The sequence below is a fragment of the Leucobacter sp. WKLB1 genome, assembly GCF_059696215.1.
Window position 1 is genome coordinate 839403 of record NZ_AP046115.1, and the last position, 19161, is coordinate 858563.

At 66.8% G+C, this 19161-nt stretch carries 12 protein-coding genes and 1 tRNA gene; 8 read left to right on the forward strand and 5 right to left on the reverse strand.

Features of this window, described 5'->3' with window-relative positions; translation table 11 throughout:
* Positions 1-10: 10 nt before the first annotated feature.
* Complete coding sequence (locus ACZF5Y_RS03960; protein WP_497534530.1) at positions 11-1405, forward strand: MFS transporter; 1395 nt, start codon at positions 11-13, stop codon at positions 1403-1405.
* 212 nt (positions 1406-1617) lie between these two features.
* On the opposite strand, the gene ACZF5Y_RS03965 is transcribed toward ACZF5Y_RS03960, so the two are convergent.
* Positions 1618-1708 (reverse strand) — tRNA-Ser (locus tag ACZF5Y_RS03965).
* A 10-nt stretch (positions 1709-1718) separates the two neighbouring features.
* Positions 1719-4259 carry a helix-turn-helix transcriptional regulator gene (locus ACZF5Y_RS03970; protein WP_497534531.1) on the reverse strand — a complete coding sequence of 847 codons (2541 nt, stop codon included), beginning with the start codon at positions 4257-4259 and terminating at the stop codon, positions 1719-1721.
* Between the two features lie 372 nt (positions 4260-4631).
* On the opposite strand from ACZF5Y_RS03970, the gene ACZF5Y_RS03975 reads away from it, so the two are divergent.
* The 5 genes from ACZF5Y_RS03975 (at position 4632) to ACZF5Y_RS03995 (ending at position 13084) form a co-directional block, all read left to right on the forward strand.
* Complete coding sequence (locus tag ACZF5Y_RS03975) at positions 4632-8399, forward strand: choice-of-anchor G family protein (RefSeq protein WP_497534532.1); 3768 nt, start codon at positions 4632-4634, stop codon at positions 8397-8399.
* A gap of 309 nt (positions 8400-8708) precedes the next feature.
* Positions 8709-9464 carry a DUF5819 family protein gene (locus ACZF5Y_RS03980; protein ID WP_497534533.1) on the forward strand — a complete coding sequence of 252 codons (756 nt, stop codon included), beginning with the start codon at positions 8709-8711 and terminating at the stop codon, positions 9462-9464.
* Entirely contained in the window at positions 9461-10582 is a 1122-nt protein-coding gene (locus ACZF5Y_RS03985; protein WP_497534534.1) for an HTTM domain-containing protein, read from the forward strand. The genes ACZF5Y_RS03980 and ACZF5Y_RS03985 overlap by 4 nt, the downstream gene beginning before the upstream one ends.
* A gap of 94 nt (positions 10583-10676) precedes the next feature.
* Positions 10677-11327, forward strand: a complete 651-nt coding sequence (locus tag ACZF5Y_RS03990) for a TetR/AcrR family transcriptional regulator (protein WP_497534535.1) — start codon at positions 10677-10679, stop codon at positions 11325-11327.
* Positions 11328-11392: 65 nt separating this feature from the next.
* Entirely contained in the window at positions 11393-13084 is a 1692-nt protein-coding gene (locus ACZF5Y_RS03995; protein WP_497534536.1) for an MDR family MFS transporter, read from the forward strand.
* On the opposite strand, the gene ACZF5Y_RS04000 is transcribed toward ACZF5Y_RS03995, so the two are convergent.
* On the reverse strand, positions 13053-14861 hold the full coding sequence (locus tag ACZF5Y_RS04000) for a bifunctional 3'-5' exonuclease/DNA polymerase (RefSeq protein WP_497534537.1): 1809 nt from the start codon (positions 14859-14861) through the stop codon (positions 13053-13055). The two genes, ACZF5Y_RS03995 and ACZF5Y_RS04000, sit on opposite strands and share 32 nt — an antisense overlap.
* Before the next feature lie 73 nt (positions 14862-14934).
* Between ACZF5Y_RS04000 and radA the strand changes: the two genes are divergently transcribed.
* The gene (radA, locus tag ACZF5Y_RS04005) at positions 14935-16257 is read left to right on the forward strand and encodes a DNA repair protein RadA (protein WP_497534538.1); all 1323 of its coding nucleotides are present in this window, start codon (positions 14935-14937) and stop codon (positions 16255-16257) included.
* 31 nt (positions 16258-16288) lie between these two features.
* Positions 16289-17812, forward strand: coding sequence for a malate dehydrogenase (quinone) (mqo, locus tag ACZF5Y_RS04010; protein ID WP_497534539.1), 1524 nt, complete (start codon positions 16289-16291; stop codon positions 17810-17812).
* A 99-nt stretch (positions 17813-17911) separates the two neighbouring features.
* Here mqo and ACZF5Y_RS04015 read toward each other — a convergent pair whose 3' ends face one another.
* Both ACZF5Y_RS04015 and ACZF5Y_RS04020 read right to left on the reverse strand, forming a co-directional pair.
* On the reverse strand, positions 17912-18676 hold the full coding sequence (locus ACZF5Y_RS04015; protein ID WP_497534540.1) for an HAD-IIB family hydrolase: 765 nt from the start codon (positions 18674-18676) through the stop codon (positions 17912-17914).
* 61 nt (positions 18677-18737) lie between these two features.
* Positions 18738-19160, reverse strand: coding sequence for a DUF6941 family protein (locus tag ACZF5Y_RS04020; RefSeq protein WP_497534541.1), 423 nt, complete (start codon positions 19158-19160; stop codon positions 18738-18740).
* Position 19161 lies beyond the last annotated feature (1 nt).

Below are 19161 nucleotides of genomic sequence, written 5' to 3' on the forward strand. Positions count from 1 at the left end.
TCCTGCTTCCATGACCGACACCGCGCTCACCCCGGCTCAGCGGCTCGTCGTGACGATCGCAATTCTCGCGTCGTTCGTGACGTCGCTCGACATGTCGGTGACGAACGTCGCGCTGCCGCGCATTTCTGCCGACCTCGGCGGCGGGCTGGCAACGCAGCAGTGGGTGGTCGACGCGTACCTCGTCACACTGAGCGCGCTCATGCTGCTCGCCGGGTCGATCGCCGACGCGTACGGGCGCATCTTCATCATGCGCATCGGGCTCATCGGCTTCGGCATCGCGTCGATCGCAGTCGGCCTCGCCATCTCTCCCGAGATGATGATCGCCGCCCGAGCCTTGCAGGGGGCCGCCGGGGCGTTTCTCTTGCCCAGCTCCTTGGCGCTCATCACGTCGCGCGTCTCGGGCCCGGCGCAGGGGCACGCGATCGGCGTGTGGACGGCGGCGACCACGGGCGCCATGATCATCGGGCCGCTGCTCGGCGGGGTGTTCACCGACTACTTGTCGTGGCGGCTCGTCTTCCTCATCAATGTGGTGCCGATCGGGCTCACGCTGTGGATGCTGCAGAAACTGCGCGGCACCGACGATCGACGTCGCGGCGTGCGCATCGACTGGCTCGGCGGCATCGGCGCTGCGCTCGGCCTGGGGCTCGCTGTCTGGGCGCTGATCGAAGAGCCCGTGCACGGCTGGGAGAGCCCCGTGATCTGGGTCCCGTTGAGCGTCGGGGCGCTGCTCCTGGTGGCCTTCCTCTGGTCGCAGACGCGTGTGGCGTCGCCGATTCTGCCGCTCAGTCTGTTCCGCGTGCGCAATTTCTGGGCGGGCAACCTCGCCACCCTCTTCATCTACGCCGCACTCGCGCTCAACGGCTTTGTCGTCGGGGTGTACCTGCAGAACCCCGAGGGGCCCGCGCTGACGGCGACGCTCGCGGGGCTCGCGAGTCTGCCCATCACGATACTGATGGTGCTGCTGAGCTCTCGTGCCGGAGCGCTCGCCGGGCGGTACGGGCCCCGACTGTTCATGACCGTCGGCCCGCTGCTGCTCGGCATCGGGGCGTGGCTGCTGCTGCTCGTCGACACGCCGTTCTCCTACTGGACTCAGGTGCTGCCCACGATGCTCGTGATGGGCCTCGGCCTGTCGATCATGGTGGCCCCGCTCACCGCTGCGATCCTCGGCGCGATCGGCCCCGAACGCAGCGGCATCGCTTCGGCCGTGAACAATGCGATCTCGCGAGTCGCCGGGCTCATCGTCATCGCCCTCCTGGCGACGATCGTCGGCGGCACGCTCGACCTTCGCGGGTTCCACACGGCAGCGCTCGTCACGGGAGCGCTGTTCATCGCCGGCGCCATCGTCTCGTTTGTCGGCATTCGCAATCCGCGCTCGACCGACCGGGTCGACGCCGTCGACGCCTGAGCTGCGGAGCCGTGGAGCCGCGGAGCCGCGAGCGTCTGCGGATTGGTGTCATTTTCTGCGCGATTGGAGCCGCTGCTCGCGCAGAAAGCGACACCGATTCGGTGGGTTGGCGAGGGTTAGACGGTGCAGTGTCGGCGGGGCGCAGCGCAGATTTGCGATGGAGCCAAGCGATCAGCAACGCAAAAACCCCCTCACGAAGAGGGGGTTTTCTGTGGCGGTGACGGTGGGATTTGAACCCACGGTAGGGGGTTACCCTACACAACTTTTCGAGAGTTGCACCTTCGGCCGCTCGGACACGTCACCGCTCACGAGATTAGCGCATGTGCTCGATGGTGCGCGAATCGAGGCGGAATCGATGCCGTGAGCTCCGTGCAGTTTCGGGTTGCGCGAACTCGCGCATGATCTCCGCGAGTTCCTCACGATCGGATGCCCCGAGCTTCGCCCGAGCCTGCGCCAGATGCGATTCGACGGTGCGCACGCTGCAGCGCAGTTGCGAGGCCATTTCCTTATTGCTCAGCCCGTCGACCGAAAGCCGCGCGGTGGCAAGTTCGCGCGGGGTGAGTCGGGCGAACTCAACTTCAGGGAGCGCCTCGATGCTGAACCACGGGTCGGTCAGCTGCGCGGAGCGCTCCAGATCGGTCAGCAGTTCGGTGCAGCGATTCACGCTTCCGGTGGCGCGCCGTTGCACGAATATGCGTCTCGCCTCGCGCAATGCGTAGGCGGCGGGCCCCCAGAAACGGCGTTCGGTGAGATGCTCGGCAACGGTGATGAGCGCTGCTGGGTTCTGTGCGTTCGTTGCCTGGATGTGCACGCGGGCAAGCCGGGGGATATCGAGCGAACGCGCATCGTCGATGGGCGCATCGTGCAGAAATCCGTAGCGCTTGATACGGGGGGCGATGTGCTCAAGAAGTCCGCTGAAATAGGCCAGATACTGCGATGACAGGTCGTCGGTGTCCGTGCTCGGCTCGTGTTCTCGGACCGCAGCGGAGTTGATCGAGGCGCGCTCGATCGCTTCGCCGACATCCGAGACCAGGGCGTCGAGTCGCACCGGGAGAAAATGCGGGAGCCGCGTTACGAGGTGTTTCCACTCGACCGCGGCGCGTGAGATGTCGCCGGCGAGGATGGCTTTACCCGCGGCACCGAGATGCATGAGCCAGCGGTGGTGCAGCGCGGCGGCGGGCAGTGTGTCGGTCAGTGCGTCGAGTGCGACATCGCTTCCCGAGGTGTCGCCCAGGTAGAACGCGATTATTGCTTCGGCGACGACGGCGGTCGTGAGCAGATCGCGCAGCTCGGGCGGGCTGCTCATTGCGATGCCGGTGATCTGCGTGATGCGCGCGACGCAGTCGGCGGTTGATTGCGGTTGCAGCCCACACTTCACCTGTTCGAGATCGAGAAGCAGCCGTGCGAGCAGCGCGACTTCTGCTACCGGATGCCGCGCGGCAATGCGCTCGATACGTCGTGCGTCTGAGTCGATCGGGCCGAGCGCGTTCCATCGGTCGAGGAGCCACCGTGCGGCCTGCTCGTCATCGTCGCTCGACTGCTGTGGCCCTGACCCGACCGATACTCGGAGTGAATCATGCGGTACGGGGGCGTTCGCGACGACGTAGCTCGCGAGAGCGTCGAACGCGACGTGCTCGGCGAGACTCTTCGGGTGCTCCCGGGCGGCTTGCAAACTGCGCATGCCGGCAAGCGGGCCGTGCAAGGCCGTCGCGACGCGGCTGCGTTCGAGTGGATCGAGACGCAACCCGAGGGCTGCGCCGCGCAGCAGGAGATCGCGCACTTCTCCGGTTCCGCCGAACGCCAAGAACTCGCGGGCGACCCGGTGGTGCAGTGCGGCTCGCACCGGATCACCCGCAGCCTCGGCACTGGCGGGTTCGGCGGCGGTGGCGCAGAAGTAGGCCTCCCGTTCTGAGAGCTGAATGCCGAGCAGCTCTTGCATCTGCAGCCGCTCGGAGATCTGCTGTGTGACCTGGGTGAGGAGCGCGGGATCGGCCCGGAGCTGTAATGCCGCCGCGTAGAGCTCGGGCACCGCGTACATCGAGGCGTGCCCGGGTACGGCGACGAGGAGGCCCTGCGCGAGCAGTACCGACGTCGAAGCCCCACTGATCAAGTCGCCATGACCGCTGAGCGTGCGCGGATCCAGGCGGGCGAGCGCCGCCCCTGCAGCGATGATTTCCGGGGCGAGGCGACTCGCGGCCAGACTGTCGGCGAATCGGAAAGTGTCGAGGCCCAGATCGCGCACCTGGGTTACTGAGAGACCCGGCCAAGGGTTCGCCTGCAGCGCTCCCATGGCCTGGAGCTGCAGCAGTTCGAGCAGCCAAGCTGGTCGACCAAACGACATGCCATGCAGCGTGACCGCAGTATGGGCATCGACGTATTCCGAGCTGGTCTCGGTAATGATGCGCAACGACTCCAGCGCTGAGAGTGGTGCAAGGTGTACATATCTCGTCAACGGCAACTCGGTTTCAGGTGCGAAGAGCGCTCGCCACCCGGGACCGCTGGAGCGCTCAGCGGTGAGGTGATCCTCCACGAGTGCGCAGGCACCGCGGCCGCCCCTTCGCAGCCGTGTCGCGAGCGCCTCCAATGCTTCTGGAGTTGCGAACTCGAGGTCGTCGACGAGGTGCAGCGCAGTGATCGGGTGTTGGGTCAACTCCTCGGCGGCCGCGGCATCGCGCATGCTCACCAGGAATGCTGCAACCTCGGCGGCATCGCACATGTGCAGCACATCGGCGAGCACACCAGACGTTCCGCTTCCCCGGGCGCCCATCAAGATGAGCAATCCGGGTCTCCCCGACTCCTCGATGAGGCGCTCCGCGACCTCGCTCCGTACCCCGCCCCGCTTGTGACGAATCACGCCCCTCCCCCCCTGAAAAGACGAACCCCGACGCCGAATATGCCGTCACCATAATCCGCGTTGGGTATCACCATAGCGAAAGAACAGGCGTGCTGCGCCTCTTTGACGCAAGCGCAAGATAACTTTGCATCAGTGAGAAGCGTATGTGTTCTCAGTAGTCAAGAAATATCTTCTCAGTATGAAGTAAACATGACATCCGCATTGCTGAAATGTGTGGCTCTCAGTAAATACACATTATTAGCCTCCCCGTATGGAGGCCCGGACTCTGTCCACCTCCGTGCCCGCTCCGCAGCGGGTTCTGCAAACCAACGGAGGGGGTATCTCGTGAGGTGGTACAGGCAAGATCAACGGAGAAGGCGGCTCAGGCGCTCAATGAAACCGCTTGCGGTGGGTGTGGTCGCGCTCACTGCACTTGCATCGACATCGGTGATCGCGGCCACCGCTGCCTCTGCCGACACGCACACCCCGAGCGCCACTGCTGAGTCTGCCGGGCACGGGCATGCGCTGTGGCTCGATGCGTTGGGCCTGGATGTGGTGGGCACCGGATCGGTGTTGTCAGAATTCCCCGACAACGTCGGGCCGAATGGTGAAGATCTTGACCTCTCGGTCTTGAGCGCACTCACCGTCGACATCGGCACCGGGGTCAACATTCCGTTGATCGGCGATGGCACGAACGGCGGGCTGCTGGATCTTGGTGGTCTGGGGGCGATTTCGAGCTTCTCGGAATCGGTAGATGCGCAGCACTCGGTCGCTTCCGCGGGCCTCATTGGAGAGGATGGTGGCATCAGCCTCAATCCGGAGTCTGCCCCCGCAGATTTTGATCGAGCCACCCTCGATGCGAGCGGATTGCTGCGCCAGGTTCTTCCAGACGTGCTGGTTGACACGGTTCTTGACGAGGCGTCGGTGAGCGTCGGCGCCCTGGCATCTCGTGCAGAATCAGTCGACGGTCAGCCCTCGAGCGAGTATTTGCTCTCGGGTGTTGGCCTCGACGTGCATAGCCCAGTCGTTGGTGACCTGACCACCACCGTGGATAGCGCGCTGGGAACGCTCTTGGCCCCGCTGAACGCCCTGGTCGGCCCTGGGGGTGCCATCCAGAACACCCTTGGAACGCTGATTGCATCGCTCAACGGTATCGAGGTTCCGCTGGTGGCACAGGTGAACGCATCGCTCAACAGTCTGTCGCTCGACACAACGCCGCTTACCGACGAAATTCGGAGTTCATTGCTCGCAGAGCCTCTGGAGAACGCGGAAGGCAGCCTATCTGTTGACCTGAGCACCGGTGTGATTCACGTCGATCTCGATGACCTGCTCACCGATGGCGGAGGAGCGGTCGGGCTCAGCTCACTCGAGCCGAACACGAATCTGCTCAGTGGCGAGGCCGTCACCAGCATTGTCGACGGAGTATCCGAGCTGCTGCTCGGAAATGGCCCGAACTCGCTGGTGACAAAAGTAGTTAACCTGCTGAATGAGGGCATCTACAACGTCTCGTTCGACATATCGCTGCAGATCGAGATCACTAATCCGTTGACAGGCCTGTCACTGGTCAACGCGCCCGTCACGCTGGCGACGAATCTCGGTGGGCTGACCGGCCAGCCGGGCTACACGCCCGCAGTCTTTGACGTGAGCGGTATCACGGTGGCCGGGATCCCTGTCGGCACCATTGTGCAACCCATTGCGAATCTGCTCGCCGGCACCGTGAGTACGATTGGCGGGACTGTGCTTCCCGTCGTGCAGACGTTGCTGACGAACGCGCAGCCTGCACTCACTGCGGCAGTGGGAGCCGTGCTTGCTCCTCTGCTTGATGACGCTCTTGGACCCGTGCTCTCGAATCTGCTGGAAGTAACGGTGAATGAGCAGCCCGCGGAAGGGGATCTTGGACCCGGAAGTTTCACGGTTCGCGCCCTCTCGATCGAGCTGCTCCCGATTCTTGGCGCCGGTTCGGCGAACCTACAGTTGGGATCCTCGACGGTCATCTCTGCCGAAGCCGAAGCCACCCTCTCTGCGACACCGAATCCGGTCGAGCAGGGCGGCACGGTCACGCTCTCCGGCAGCGGGTTCGTTGGTGGCGAAGATGTGACGGTGACGCTGCCGGACGGCACGACCACCACGGTCACCGCTGAGGCCGACGGCACGTTCAGCACGACCTGGGACGTTCCGGCCGATTTCGCGACGGGAGACGCTGAGTTCTCTGCGACCGGTGACACGAGCGGGCGCACCGCAACGGCCACGACCGAGGTCGAGGCCGCGGCGGATGCCGATGTGAATGCGAATGCGTCGGCTTCGGCTTCGGCTTCGGCCGATGCGGCAGCGGATGATGATGCGACGGCTTCGGCTCAGGCGGCGGCTCAGGCTGCGGCGAACGACGACAATACGAGCGATGCTTCGGCGGCTGCGGATGTGTCGGCGAACGCGGCGGCTGAGGTTGCGGCGACGGCGGATGCCTCGTCTGAGGCCTCGGCTGAGACGAACGCTGCGGCTTCGGCGGCGGCGACGGCGAGTGCGGATTCGACGGCTGATTCGGCGTCGAACGCGGATGCTTCGGCGGCGGCCTCGGCCGCGGCGAATGCGGATGCGTCGGCGGCTGCGGATGCGGCGTCTGAGGCTGCGGCTGAGGCGACGTCGTCGGCGGATGCGTCGTCGGCGGCTTCGGCTGATGCGACTGCGGATGCGGATGCGGGCGTGAATGCGAATGCGTCGGCTTCGGCTTCGGCTTCGGCCGATGCGGCAGCGGATGATGATGCGACGGCTTCGGCTCAGGCGGCGGCTCAGGCTGCGGCGAACGACGACAATACGAGCGATGCTTCGGCGGCTGCGGATGTGTCGGCGAACGCGGCGGCTGAGGTTGCGGCGACGGCGGATGCCTCGTCTGAGGCCTCGGCTGAGACGAACGCTGCGGCTTCGGCGGCGGCGACGGCGAGTGCGGATTCGACGGCTGATTCGGCGTCGAACGCGGATGCTTCGGCGGCGGCCTCGGCCGCGGCGAATGCGGATGCGTCGGCGGCTGCGGATGCGGCGTCTGAGGCTGCGGCTGAGGCGACGTCGTCGGCGGATGCGTCGTCGGCGGCTTCGGCTGATGCGACTGCGGATGCGGATGCGGGCGTGAATGCGAATGCGTCGGCTTCGGCTTCGGCTTCGGCCGATGCGGCAGCGGATGATGATGCGACGGCTTCGGCTCAGGCGGCGGCTCAGGCTGCGGCGAACGACGACAATACGAGCGATGCTTCGGCGGCTGCGGATGTGTCGGCGAACGCGGCGGCTGAGGTTGCGGCGACGGCGGATGCCTCGTCTGAGGCCTCGGCTGAGACGAACGCTGCGGCTTCGGCGGCGGCGACGGCGAGTGCGGATTCGACGGCTGATTCGGCGTCGAACGCGGATGCTTCGGCGGCGGCCTCGGCCGCGGCGAATGCGGATGCGTCGGCGGCTGCGGATGCGGCGTCTGAGGCTGCGGCTGAGGCGACGTCGTCGGCGGATGCGTCGTCGGCGGCTTCGGCTGATGCGACTGCGGATGCGGACGCTGACGCGGGTGCCAACCCGACCGATGTGCTCCAGATCTCGGATCCGGCCGATCGCACAGTCACCGAAGGCGAAGACGCTGTCTTCACTGTCGAGGTCGTGCAAGGTACGCCGACCTCCGTTACGTGGGAAGAGTTCACCCCGGTGGTCGATTCTGACGCGGCGGGCGGCCCGGTGGGTCTTGCCGCCGGTGCTTGGTCGCCGGCAGTGGGAACGCTGTCGGACAACGGTCTCATGCTGACGGTGCCTGCAGCAGCGCTGACTCTGGATGGAACGCTGTACCGAGCGGTAGCAACGGATGGCACTGCGACCGATATCTCGGCGGCGGCGGAGCTGACGGTCAATCCCGCCGCAGCGGTTGACGCCGATAGCGACAGCGGCGGCACGGCGGACGCGAGCGGTGCAGCGGCTAACGCCACGGCCAACGCTAGCGCCAACGCATCGGGGGGAACCTCATCGAGCACTTCGGCGAACGCCTCGGGCAACGCGTCGGGCGGTGCCAAGCACCTGGTGAATACGGGTGGTGAGAGCCTGGTCGGGCTCGGCGCGGCAGGCATCGTTCTGCTGCTCGCCGGCGCGGGTCTCACGCTCGCGATGCGACGGCGCCACGCGCTGCGTCGCGATTAAGGGGTAAGGGGGAGGTGTGCGGCCGGGAGCGATCCCGGCCGCACACCTGTTTTCGCGTGGCGCCGCGATTGCGCGGACCCGTGGCGCACCGCGCCGACGCGCCGCCTCCCTGAGCGTTCGCCCAACTGCTACATTCGCAACAACTCCCTCATGGAGACAGGAGCAGGTGTGACATCAACAGCGTCCCCATCGAATTCGAACGGACATGACGATTCCCCGTCGTCGGACACCCCGAGCGCGGGGGTGGATCGCGCGGGCCCGCAGGCGCCTGCGCCTCGGCAGGCAAGCCCGAAGCGCTGGGTGAGACTGGTGGCATTTATCGCGGTGCTGTTCGCGGGGTGGCACATCCTCGCCTCGTTTCTCTGGATCGCGCCGTTCTCGGCGAATGCGCGTGAGATCGTTCCCGGAAACGCGCTGAGTTCGTACATGCTGCCGATGTTCGGCCAGTCGTGGAGCGTCTTCGCGCCCGAACCGGTGAATGGTGACTTCCACTTCAACGTGCGCGCGGTGCTCGAAGACGACGCCGGGACGCGCTCGGAAACCGGATGGGTGAGTGCGACCGATGTCGAGCTCTCGATGATCCGGTACAACTTGACGCCACCCCGGGCCGGCATTCAGTCGACCGAGGTCGCCTCGAACTTCAAGAAGGCTTACGACGCGTTGACCGACACGCAGCGCACCATCGCCGCGGGTGACTTCACCGCCGCGGAATGGGAGGTCGGTCTGCGTGCCGCGCTCGAGAACGACGCGAAGAACGCCACCGATACGACGCAGGCCGATAAGAACGCCCAGAAAGTCGACGAGTTCTTGCATCAGGAGCACCGCTCGACCGCGTACGCCACGCAGGTCGCGGAGGCCGTCTGGGGAGATGAGGTCGTTGAAGTGCAGTATCGCGTGAGCCGCCAGAACATCATTCCGTTCGCCGAGCGTCACAACCCGCAGGCGCAGCGTCCCGAGCCGACGGTGGTGCTGCCGGGGTGGCGCGCACTCGTTGTCGAGGAGGGCCAGAATTCCGGCAACTTCGCCGACGTCTTCCGCCGCCAATTCGAGAGGATCTCAGAATGAGCGAGCAGCCTACGACCCCGGTCGGTCAGTTCGGGGCGTTCATCGGGAGTCTGATCGAGGCGGCGTGGGCTGCGGCGACCGGCACGATCGGTCGCGCCATCGATTTCGTCGAGCACTGGCTGTTCTCCGGGAAGAAGTCGCTGTACGGCTTGGCGGTGACACGCATCGTGTTCGGCCTGACGGCGTTCGGGCTGCTCGCGACCAACTTCGCGACGCGTCTCTACACGTTCGGTTCGGGGTCGGCATGGAACGGTGAGCTCGCCGAACCCGTCAGCGACTTCCCGAAGATCTGGATCTTCAGCGCGTTCCACGCCGTCGCGGGCAACGATGTCGCGTTCACCCTGCTGTACCTGCTGCTGATGGCACTGGCCGTGCTGTTCGTGCTCGGGTGGCGCTTTCGCATCGTGCTGCCCGTCTTCTTCGTGCTGTGGGTCGGGTTCATCGAGATGAACGACATGGTGGGCGACCAGGGCGACAACATGTTCCGCATTGCGCTCGTGCTCATGTTCTTCGCGGATCCGGCGGCTCGATGGTCGCTCGATGCGCGTCGTCGCGCGAAGGGGGAGTGGTTCCCCGTCGGCACCTCGGGCAACCATCTCGGCACCGTGCTGCACAACCTCGCGCTCGTCGCGCTCACTGCGCAGGTGGCGTTCGTCTACGCCTCGGGCGGCCTGTACAAAGCGCAGGGTTCACCGTGGGCCGAAGGATACGCCGTGTACAACCCGCTGCACACGATGCGGTTCGGTACGTGGCCGATTCTGAGCGACCTCATCACGGCGTGGGGGCCCGCGGTTGCGATTGGCACATGGGGGTCCATCGTGCTCCAGATCACATTCCTGCTGATGTTGCTCTCGCGGCCGACGCGGCTGTTCGCCCTTTTCGGCATCCTGAGCTTCCACGTGATGATCGGTGTGCTCATGGGGCTGCCATGGTTCTCGCTCACGATGATCGCGATCGACTCGATCTTCATCCGCGACCGGAGTTGGGAGCGGCTCAGCACCTCGGTCTCGCGGCGGTGGAAGGCGCACATGGGCCGCCCGTCGAAGAACGAGGAGCCGGCAGCTTCTGACGCCGAGGCAGCTGCCGAGGTCGAGGCGGGGGCTGTCGCGGCCCACTGACGCGGTCGCCTCATGAGGGCGCAGGATCCACGGGCCGGTGGATCCTGCGCCCTTTTCAGTGCACTTTCAGTATCAGAGTGCAAAAATGCATTCTATGATCGATAGTGCAACAAGCCCGCGTGAGCGGCGCCGCCTGCTGACCGCCCGAGCGCTCACCTCGCACGCGCGACTCTGGACTGCCGATCGGGGCATCGGTGGATTCACCGTCGAGGAGCTGTGCGAGGCCGCAGGGGTCTCGCGGCGCACATTCTTCAACTACTTCGCCTCGAAAGAAGACGCCGTGCTCGGGGTGCCCGTCGAGCGCGATGACGCGCACCTGCGCGCGGAGTTCATCGCCGGGGCGGTTGACGCGCCGCGCGGGGCATCCGGGCTGACCGCTTCGGTGGTCGACGACCTCATCGAGCTCTTCCGTGCTCGGTGGGAACATCTCGATCTCACGATGGATGACGCTAAATCCCTGTTCGCGGCGCTCGACCGCGAGCCACGATTGCACCGCCGCGTGCTGGAGCACCTGCGCGAGAGCGAACTCGTCGATATCGGCCTGATCGAGCAGCGCGAGGGGCTCGATGCAGGTGATGCGCGAGCCTCGACGCTGGTGCACCTTCTGGGAGCCATGAATCGCATCGTCGCTGAAGAATACTTCACGGCGCATGAGCACCTCCCCGAGCACGGCAGGATCGGCATCGACACCTACGCGCGGATGCTGCGCGAGCGCGTCGAGGTCGCCCGCTCGCTGCTGCGCTGACGCACCCGGCCCGATTGCGGGCCGCCCCACACGCCCCCTCACCCGCCCTTCCCGGAAGTGGAACCATGACCGCACCCACCGCAACTCCCACCCCTTTTCTGCTGACGCAGCGGAGAATCTGGATCATCTTCGGCGCACTGATCGCCGGCATGCTGCTCTCCAGCCTCGACCAGACCATCGTCTCGACGGCGATGCCCACCATCGTCGGCGAGCTCGGCGGCGTCGAGCACCAGGTGTGGATCACCACGGCATATCTGCTCGCCACGACGATCGTGATGCCGATCTACGGCAAATTCGGCGACGTGCTGGGGCGGCGCTGGCTCTTCCTGCTCGCGATCGCACTGTTCACGCTCGCATCGGTCGGCTGCGCGTTCGCGACCGACTTCTGGGGCTTCGTCGTGTTCCGCGCGATGCAGGGTCTCGGCGGCGGCGGATTGATGATCCTCTCGCAGGCCATCATCGCCGACATCGTGCCCGCCAACGAGCGCGGCAAGTACATGGGCCCGCTGGGCGCCGTCTTCGGACTCTCGGCGGTTGCCGGGCCGCTGCTCGGCGGCTACTTCGTCGACCATCTGACCTGGCAGTGGGCGTTCTACATCAACATCCCGGTGGGCATCGCGGCGTTCATCATCGGTCTCGTGGCGCTCAAACTGCCGACGAAGAAGGCGACGCAACCTATCGACATCTTCGGCGTCATCTTCCTCTCGATCGCGACCACCTGCCTCATCTTCTTCACCGACTTCGGCGGCGACAAAGCTTATGGCTGGAGCTCGCCGGCCACGTGGGCGTGGGGTGCAGGCCTCATCGTCTCGGCCGCGGCCTTCATCTTCACCGAGGCTCGTGCGAAGGATCCGATCATTCCGCTCGGGCTCTTCCGCAACCCGATCTTCGTCAACGCGACCGCGATCGGGCTCGTGCTCGGCGTCGGCATGTTCGCCGCGATCGGGTTTGTACCGACCTTCCTGCAGATGTCGTCGGGCACGTCGGCGGCCGCATCGGGGCTCCTCATGATTCCGATGATGGTCGGGCTCATGGGCACCTCGATCGCGTCGGGCATCGCCATCTCGAAGACGGGTGCGTACAAGATCTACCCGATCATCGGCACGATCGTCACCGGTATCGCGATGACCGCGATGACGACGCTCGCCGCCACGACACCCATCTGGCTCATCTGCGTCTATCTGTTCTTCTTCGGCGCCGGCCTCGGCCTCATCATGCAGGTGGTGGTGCTCGTCGTGCAGAACGCGGTGCCGGCCGCGCAGATCGGTACCGCGACGAGCACGAACAACTACTTCCGCGAGGTGGGTGCCTCGCTCGGCACCGCGGTGTTCGGCACGATCTTCACGACGCGCCTCGCTGAGAACCTCACCGACGTGTTCACGAAGGCCGGCGCGAGTGCGGCCGACGCGGCGACCGCGACCTCCACGATCGACCCGGCGACACTGAATGCGCTGCCTGAAGACGTGCGCAGTGGCATCGTCACCGCGTATGCAGACGCGCTCGCACCGGTGTTCTGGTACTTGATTCCGTTCATCGCTGTGGCATTGATCCTGTCGCTCGTGCTCAAGCAAATCCCCCTCTCCGATCATGCGGGTCTGGTCGCCCGCGGCGAGGCGATCTCGGGCGCCGAGGCCGAGCGGCTCGAAGCCGAGCAGCGCGGCACGGCGCCTCGCGATGACTCGGGTGCCGGATCGCCCGGCGCCGGGCCGCAGCCGCCCGCCGAAGCTAGTGCTTCGACGCCCGCTCAGACGCTCTGAGGTCGAGGGGAAACTCAACCGGGGTTTCGCCGAACAGGAGTCGGCCTGCGGCGTGGGCCGACTCCGTGATGGCCGCGCCGACCAGCTCTGCCTGGTCGGCGGGCGCGTGAACAATGACTTCGTCATGGAGGAAGAACGCGAGGTGCGCGCGTCGTGAGAACACCGGACCCGAGGCGCGCGCTGCCCGGTCAGAGCTCACCGTCTCGAAGACGGCGAGTCGTGCGCGCAGTTCGGCGAGCCAGCACAGCGCCCACTCGGCGGCGGTACCCTGCACGACGAAATTGCGGGTGAAGCGGCCGCGTTCGCGGGCGAGACGCCGCGCCAACGACTCGTCGCGCGGGGTCGCCCCGGGCAGACTCGCGGCCGACTGCACGGCGTTCCAGTCGTCACCCGGGGCGTGCGAGCTGCGGCCGAGCCAGGTCGAGACCGTGCCGCCGGCCTCGCCACGGGCGGCAGCATCGTCGACGAGTCGCATCGCTGCGGGGTAGGCGCGGCGCAGTCTCGGCACGAGCCGCCCGCTCTCACCCGTGGTTGCGCCGTACATGGCGCCGAGCACGGCGTACTTGGCCTCTTCGCGAGTCGCGACGGCCCCGCTCTCGACGATGCCGGCGTAGAGGTCTTTGCCCGCGCCTGCGGACGCCATCGCGCGATCGCCGGCCATGGCGGCGAGCACGCGCGGTTCGAGCTGGGCGACGTCGGCGGAGACCAGCACCCAGCCCGGGTCCGCGCGAATCGCCGGGCGCAATTGGCGGGGGATCTGGAGGGCACCGCCACCGCTCGACGCCCACCTGCCGGTGACCACACCGCCCGGAATGTAGATCGGTCGATAGCGCCCGTCGTTCACCCACTCGTCGAGCCAGACCCATCCGTTCGCCGTCAGCAGCCGGGCGAGCTTCTTATAGGCGAGCAGCGGAGCGATCGCGGGGTGCTCATGCTCGGCAAGCTCCCAGCGCGACGTCGAGTCGACTTCGATGCCGGCCGCGCGGAGCACCTTGAGAAGTCGGGGCGGCGAGTCGAGCGGGGCATCCGGGGCACCGAGCGCCCGACGCACCTCGTCACCGACCTGCGTCATGCGTTCGGGCTTGCGGCCCGGTGCCGGTCGCGGGCCGAGCGCCTCGCTCAAGATGCGATCGTGCTCGGCGACGTCCCAGGGCAACCCCGCCGCCGTCAGTTCGGCGGCGACCAGTGCGCCGGCCGATTCGGCGGCGATGAGTCGCGCGAGACCGGCACCCGCAGTGCTCTCGGCGAGTGCGGCGCGCTGCCGGGCGAACTCGGCGAGGGCCGCCTCGATCGTCTGCGGTACGCCGCGTGGTGACCTTGCGACCGGCACCGCGACGTCGAAGAGCGTCGGAGACTCGGGGGTTTCTGCCACGGGAGCGGGAAGGGCCTCAGGCGGCACGTTCCAGGCCTCTGCGTCGCGGAGTTCTCGAGCCGCCGCACCAGAAGCCGCGGTCGCCGCGCCGACCGATGCCGCGTGTCGCAGGATCTGGTGCACCAGTCTGAGGTCGTGGCACCGCCCCACGCGCACGCCCGAGGCGAGCAGCGCCGCATACACGTGCGCCGTATCGAACCAGACCCAGCGGGGCGCATGGTCGGCTTCGTACGCCGCGACCGTCGCCGCAAGGGCACCTTCGTCGACCCGCGTGGTGGCCGCGGTGGAGCCGTCGGCGCTCACCGCGGCCACCTGCCATCCGTCGCGCGCTCGACCGACGACGCACCATCGCGGCGTCGTCGTGGACGCTGCCCGCGGAGGGCGCTGTTCGGGAGATTCGGGCACGCACTCACCGTAGCGCCGCCCTCCGACATCACACGCGCGCACCGATGTCGGAGGCCGCCAGTAGGCTCGCAGCATGGCGAAATCAAGCGGCACGTATGTCTGCACCGAGTGCGGGTGGCAGACGGCAAAATGGGTCGGCCGCTGCGGTGAGTGCCAACAGTGGGGCACGGTCGCAGAGCCGGCTCGAACCGGGGCATCCCTGGCGCGCACGACGAAGGCTGTGGCGCCCGCGGCCGGTCGCGAGGCCCGACCGATCACCGAGCTCTCGGGCGACGCGGTGCGCCACCACCAAACGGGTATCGGTGAGCTCGACCGCGTGCTCGGCGGCGGGGTCGTGCCCGGAGCGGCAATCCTGTTCTCGGGTGAGCCGGGGGTGGGCAAATCGACGCTGCTGCTTGATGCGGCGGCACGGGCCGCCTCGACGGGCGCGCGGGTGCTGTATGCGAGCGGCGAAGAATCGACCGGCCAGATTCGCATGCGCGCCGAGCGCACCGGGGCCCTGCACGACACGCTGTACCTCGCCAGCGAGACTGACCTCGCAACGGTGCTCGGGCACATCGAATCTGTTGATCCCGAGCTGGTGATTGTCGACTCGGTGCAGACGCTGGCGAGTGACCAGGTCGACGGCGGGGCCGGCGGGCCGGCCCAGGTGCGTGAGGTCGCTGCTGCGCTGATTCGTGCGGCCAAGGGGCGCGGCACCCCGGTGATCCTGGTGGGCCATGTCACCAAAGACGGCTCGGTGGCCGGCCCGCGGCTCCTCGAGCACCTCGTCGATGTGGTGTGCCATTTCGAGGGCGATCGTCAGACATCACTGCGCTTTCTGCGCACCTTGAAGAACCGATTCGGGCCCACGGACGAGGTCGGGTGCTTCGAAATGACCGATCGCGGCATCTCTGAGGTGCCTGACCCGAGCGGTCTGTTTCTGAGCCGAACGAGTGCACCCGTCAGCGGCACGTGCGCCACAGTCGCAATGGAGGGGCGCCGTGCGCTCCCCGTCGAAGTGCAGGCGCTCGTGGCCAAGAGCGCGACCCCCAACCCGCGACGCGTGACGAGCGGTGTCGACCCGTCGCGCGTCGCCATGATTCTGGCGGTGCTCGAGCGCCGATTCGGCGCCCGAGTGCACGATCAAGACGTCTACGTGTCGACGGTCGGTGGGGTGAAATTGTCGGAGCCCGCGGCCGACCTCGCGATCGCCCTGGCCGTGCTGTCGGCCATCGCCGATCAACCGCTGCCGCACGACCTCGCAGCCTTTGGCGAAATCAGTCTGGCCGGTGAGATTCGGCCAGTTGTTGCGGGGCCGCAGCGGGCCACGGAGGCCGCGCGCCTAGGCTACGTGCGGATTGTCGATGCGGGCGCTCGGACTCTGGACCGTGCCAAGCGAGACGCAGGGTTCTAGCGCTCTGCGAGCGGGGCTAGACTTGCAGACCGTGAGCAACAACACGGTAGACGTCGTCCTCATCGGTGGCGGCGTAATGAGCGCCACGCTGGGTACCCTCATCAAGCAGGTCCAGCCCGATTGGTCCATCGAGATCTTCGAGTCCCGCACCGAGGTCGCGACCGAGAGCAGCAACGCCTGGAACAACGCGGGCACCGGGCACGCGGCACTCTGCGAGCTGAACTACATGCCCGAGGGCAAAGACGGCAGCCTGTCATCGGCCAAGGCCATCGACATCAACGAGCAGTTCCAGCTCTCGCGTCAGTGGTGGTCGGCACTCGTCGAGCAGGGCGTGCTGGGCGAACCTTCCACGTTTATCAACGCCACCCCGCACATGACGTTCGTGCGCGGTGCCGAAAACGTCGAGTACCTGCGTCGCCGCTGGGAGCTGCTGCGCACCGAGCCGTTGTTCTCGGACATGCAGTTCAGCGAAGATCCGGAGCAGATCGCCGAATGGGCGCCCCTGCTCGTCGACCGTCGTGCCAAAGACGAGGTCTTCGCCGCCACCCGCTCGGAGAGCGGCACCGATGTCGATTTCGGCTCGGTCACCCGTCAGCTCGTCGATCACCTCGTCGGTGAGGGCGCCAAGCTGCACCTCGGCGCGCAGGTGCGCAAGCTGCGTCGTCGTGCCGACGGCACCTGGGACGTCTTCGTGCGCAACCGCTCGGGGTACTCCACCACCGTCGTTAACGCGAAGTTCGTCTTCGTCGGCGCAGGCGGTGGTGCGCTTTCACTGCTGCAGTCGTCGGGCATCCCCGAGATCAAGGGCTTCGGCGGCTTCCCGATCAGCGGCAAGTTCTTGAAGACCAGCAACCCCGAGATCGTCCGTGCGCACAAGGCGAAGGTCTACGGAAAGGCTGCGGTCGGCGCACCGCCCATGTCGGTGCCGCACCTCGACACCCGTGTGGTTGACGGCAAGGAGAGCCTGCTGTTCGGCCCGTACGCGGGCTTCAGCCCGAACTTCCTCAAGAAGGGTTCGTGGTGGGACCTGCCCGGCTCCATCCGCGCGCACAATCTCGGCCCGATGATCAAGGTCGGCCTCACCGAGTTCTCGCTCGAGAAGTACCTGCTCGGCGAGCTCCTCGCGAGCCGCGAGCAGCAGATGCAGACCCTGCGCGAGTACATGCCCACCGCGCGTACCGAAGACTGGGAGATGATCGAGGCGGGCCAACGCGTTCAGGTCATGAAGAACGACCCGAAGAAGGGTGGCATCCTGCAGTTCGGCACGGAGGTCATCACCGGCGGCGAGGGCACGATCTCGGGCCTGCTCGGTGCCTCGCCGGGCGCCTCCACCGCCGTGTTCGCGATGCTCGGTGTGCTGCGCAAGTGCTTCCCCGAGCAGTTCGCGAACTCGTGGGAGGCGCAGTTCACGAAGCACGTGCCAGCCCTCGCGACCGGCGGTATCAATGGCGACGCCGAGCTCGCAGCGGCGTCGCTCGCGCACACTTCAAAGGTGCTCGGCCTGCGTCCCGCCGCCGAGGCGGCTGAAGCTCCCGCGGGGGCCATCGAGGCGTAGCCCGTCCGTCGCTCGCGCGGCGCTCACACCAGAACGGGGCCGGATCCCGCCTCCCGCTGGGAGGTGCGCGATCCGGCCCCGTTCTGGTCGTTTCAGTGACTACTCCGACAGCAGCTCCTCAAGGAACACCGCAGTGTCCTTCCACCCGCGCACTGCGTGGCAGCGCACCCCGAGCGCGAGCACCGGGTAGTCATTGCCGTCGGGATCGAGACGGTCGCCGACGAACAGCATCTCGTCGAGCTCGATCCCCGTGTGCTCCACGAGCTTCCGCATGCCATACGCCTTGTCGATGCCGCGCCGCGTGATGTCGACCGATGTCGATCCGCCGCTGCGCACCTCCAGCTCGGGCAGTCGTGCTGCGACTGCGGTGCGCAGCGTGTTCTTCTTCGACCCGTCGGCATCCCACGCGTGCTTCGCGTTGACCGGTGCGCGCTGGCCCAGCGCGGAGAAGGTCACCTGCGATCCGCGATCCTCCAGGATGTCGCCCCAGGGCTCCGCCTCCCAGAGCCCCAACCGCTCGGCCTCCTCGCGCAGAGCGAGCAGTGCGCCGTCGCGCTCCGCCGGAGTGAGCTGCTCGCGATACACCGTGACCCAGGTGCCGCCTTCACGCCGTTCGTACCGGGTGCCGCAGGTCGGCAGCAGGTGCAGGCGTTCCAGTGCCGCCTCGTCGATGTCTCCGGCTGCGTCGAGCTGCGAGACGAGCTGCGCCTCGAACTGCTCGAAGTTGCCGCCCGAGATCACCGCGACCGTGGTGCGTTCGAGCAGTCGGGTGAAGACTGCGAGCATGCGCGGGTCGAGCGCCGACTTTGATGGCGCAAGTGTGTCGTCGAGGTCGAATGCGATGAGACGGGGGAGGGAATTCACACGAGCGATTCTTCCACAGGCCGCCGCGCAGCGTCGCGGCGACTGCGCGGCACGGGCGGCGCTACTCGTCGTCGAACGAGGGAAGCGACGTGGCGTTGGCGTAGAAGCGCACGTCAACCCGTTCGAGGCCGTTGCCCTCGAACACGATGCGATAGCTCCCGGGTGACGGCACCTGGGCATCGTTGAGTGGGAAGACCATCGGGATGTACCCGAAGCTGTCATTGCCGCCACCCAGACTGAAGGTGCCCTCGAGGTTGAAGATCTCACCGCCGCCGACGGTGGGCTCGCACCGGGCGCGGAAGGTGCGTTCGGGGTCGCCGCGCCGCGCCTCGTTCTCGTCGTACTCCACGACGACGACGAGGGTGGCTCCGAGGTTCGCGGGATACTCCTCGCGATTGATCGTGTTGATGAACCCGGAGAGCACTCCGAGCGTGCCCTCGCGCACGTTGGCCGCGTCGGCGAGGAAGGCTGCTGCGACTCGCATG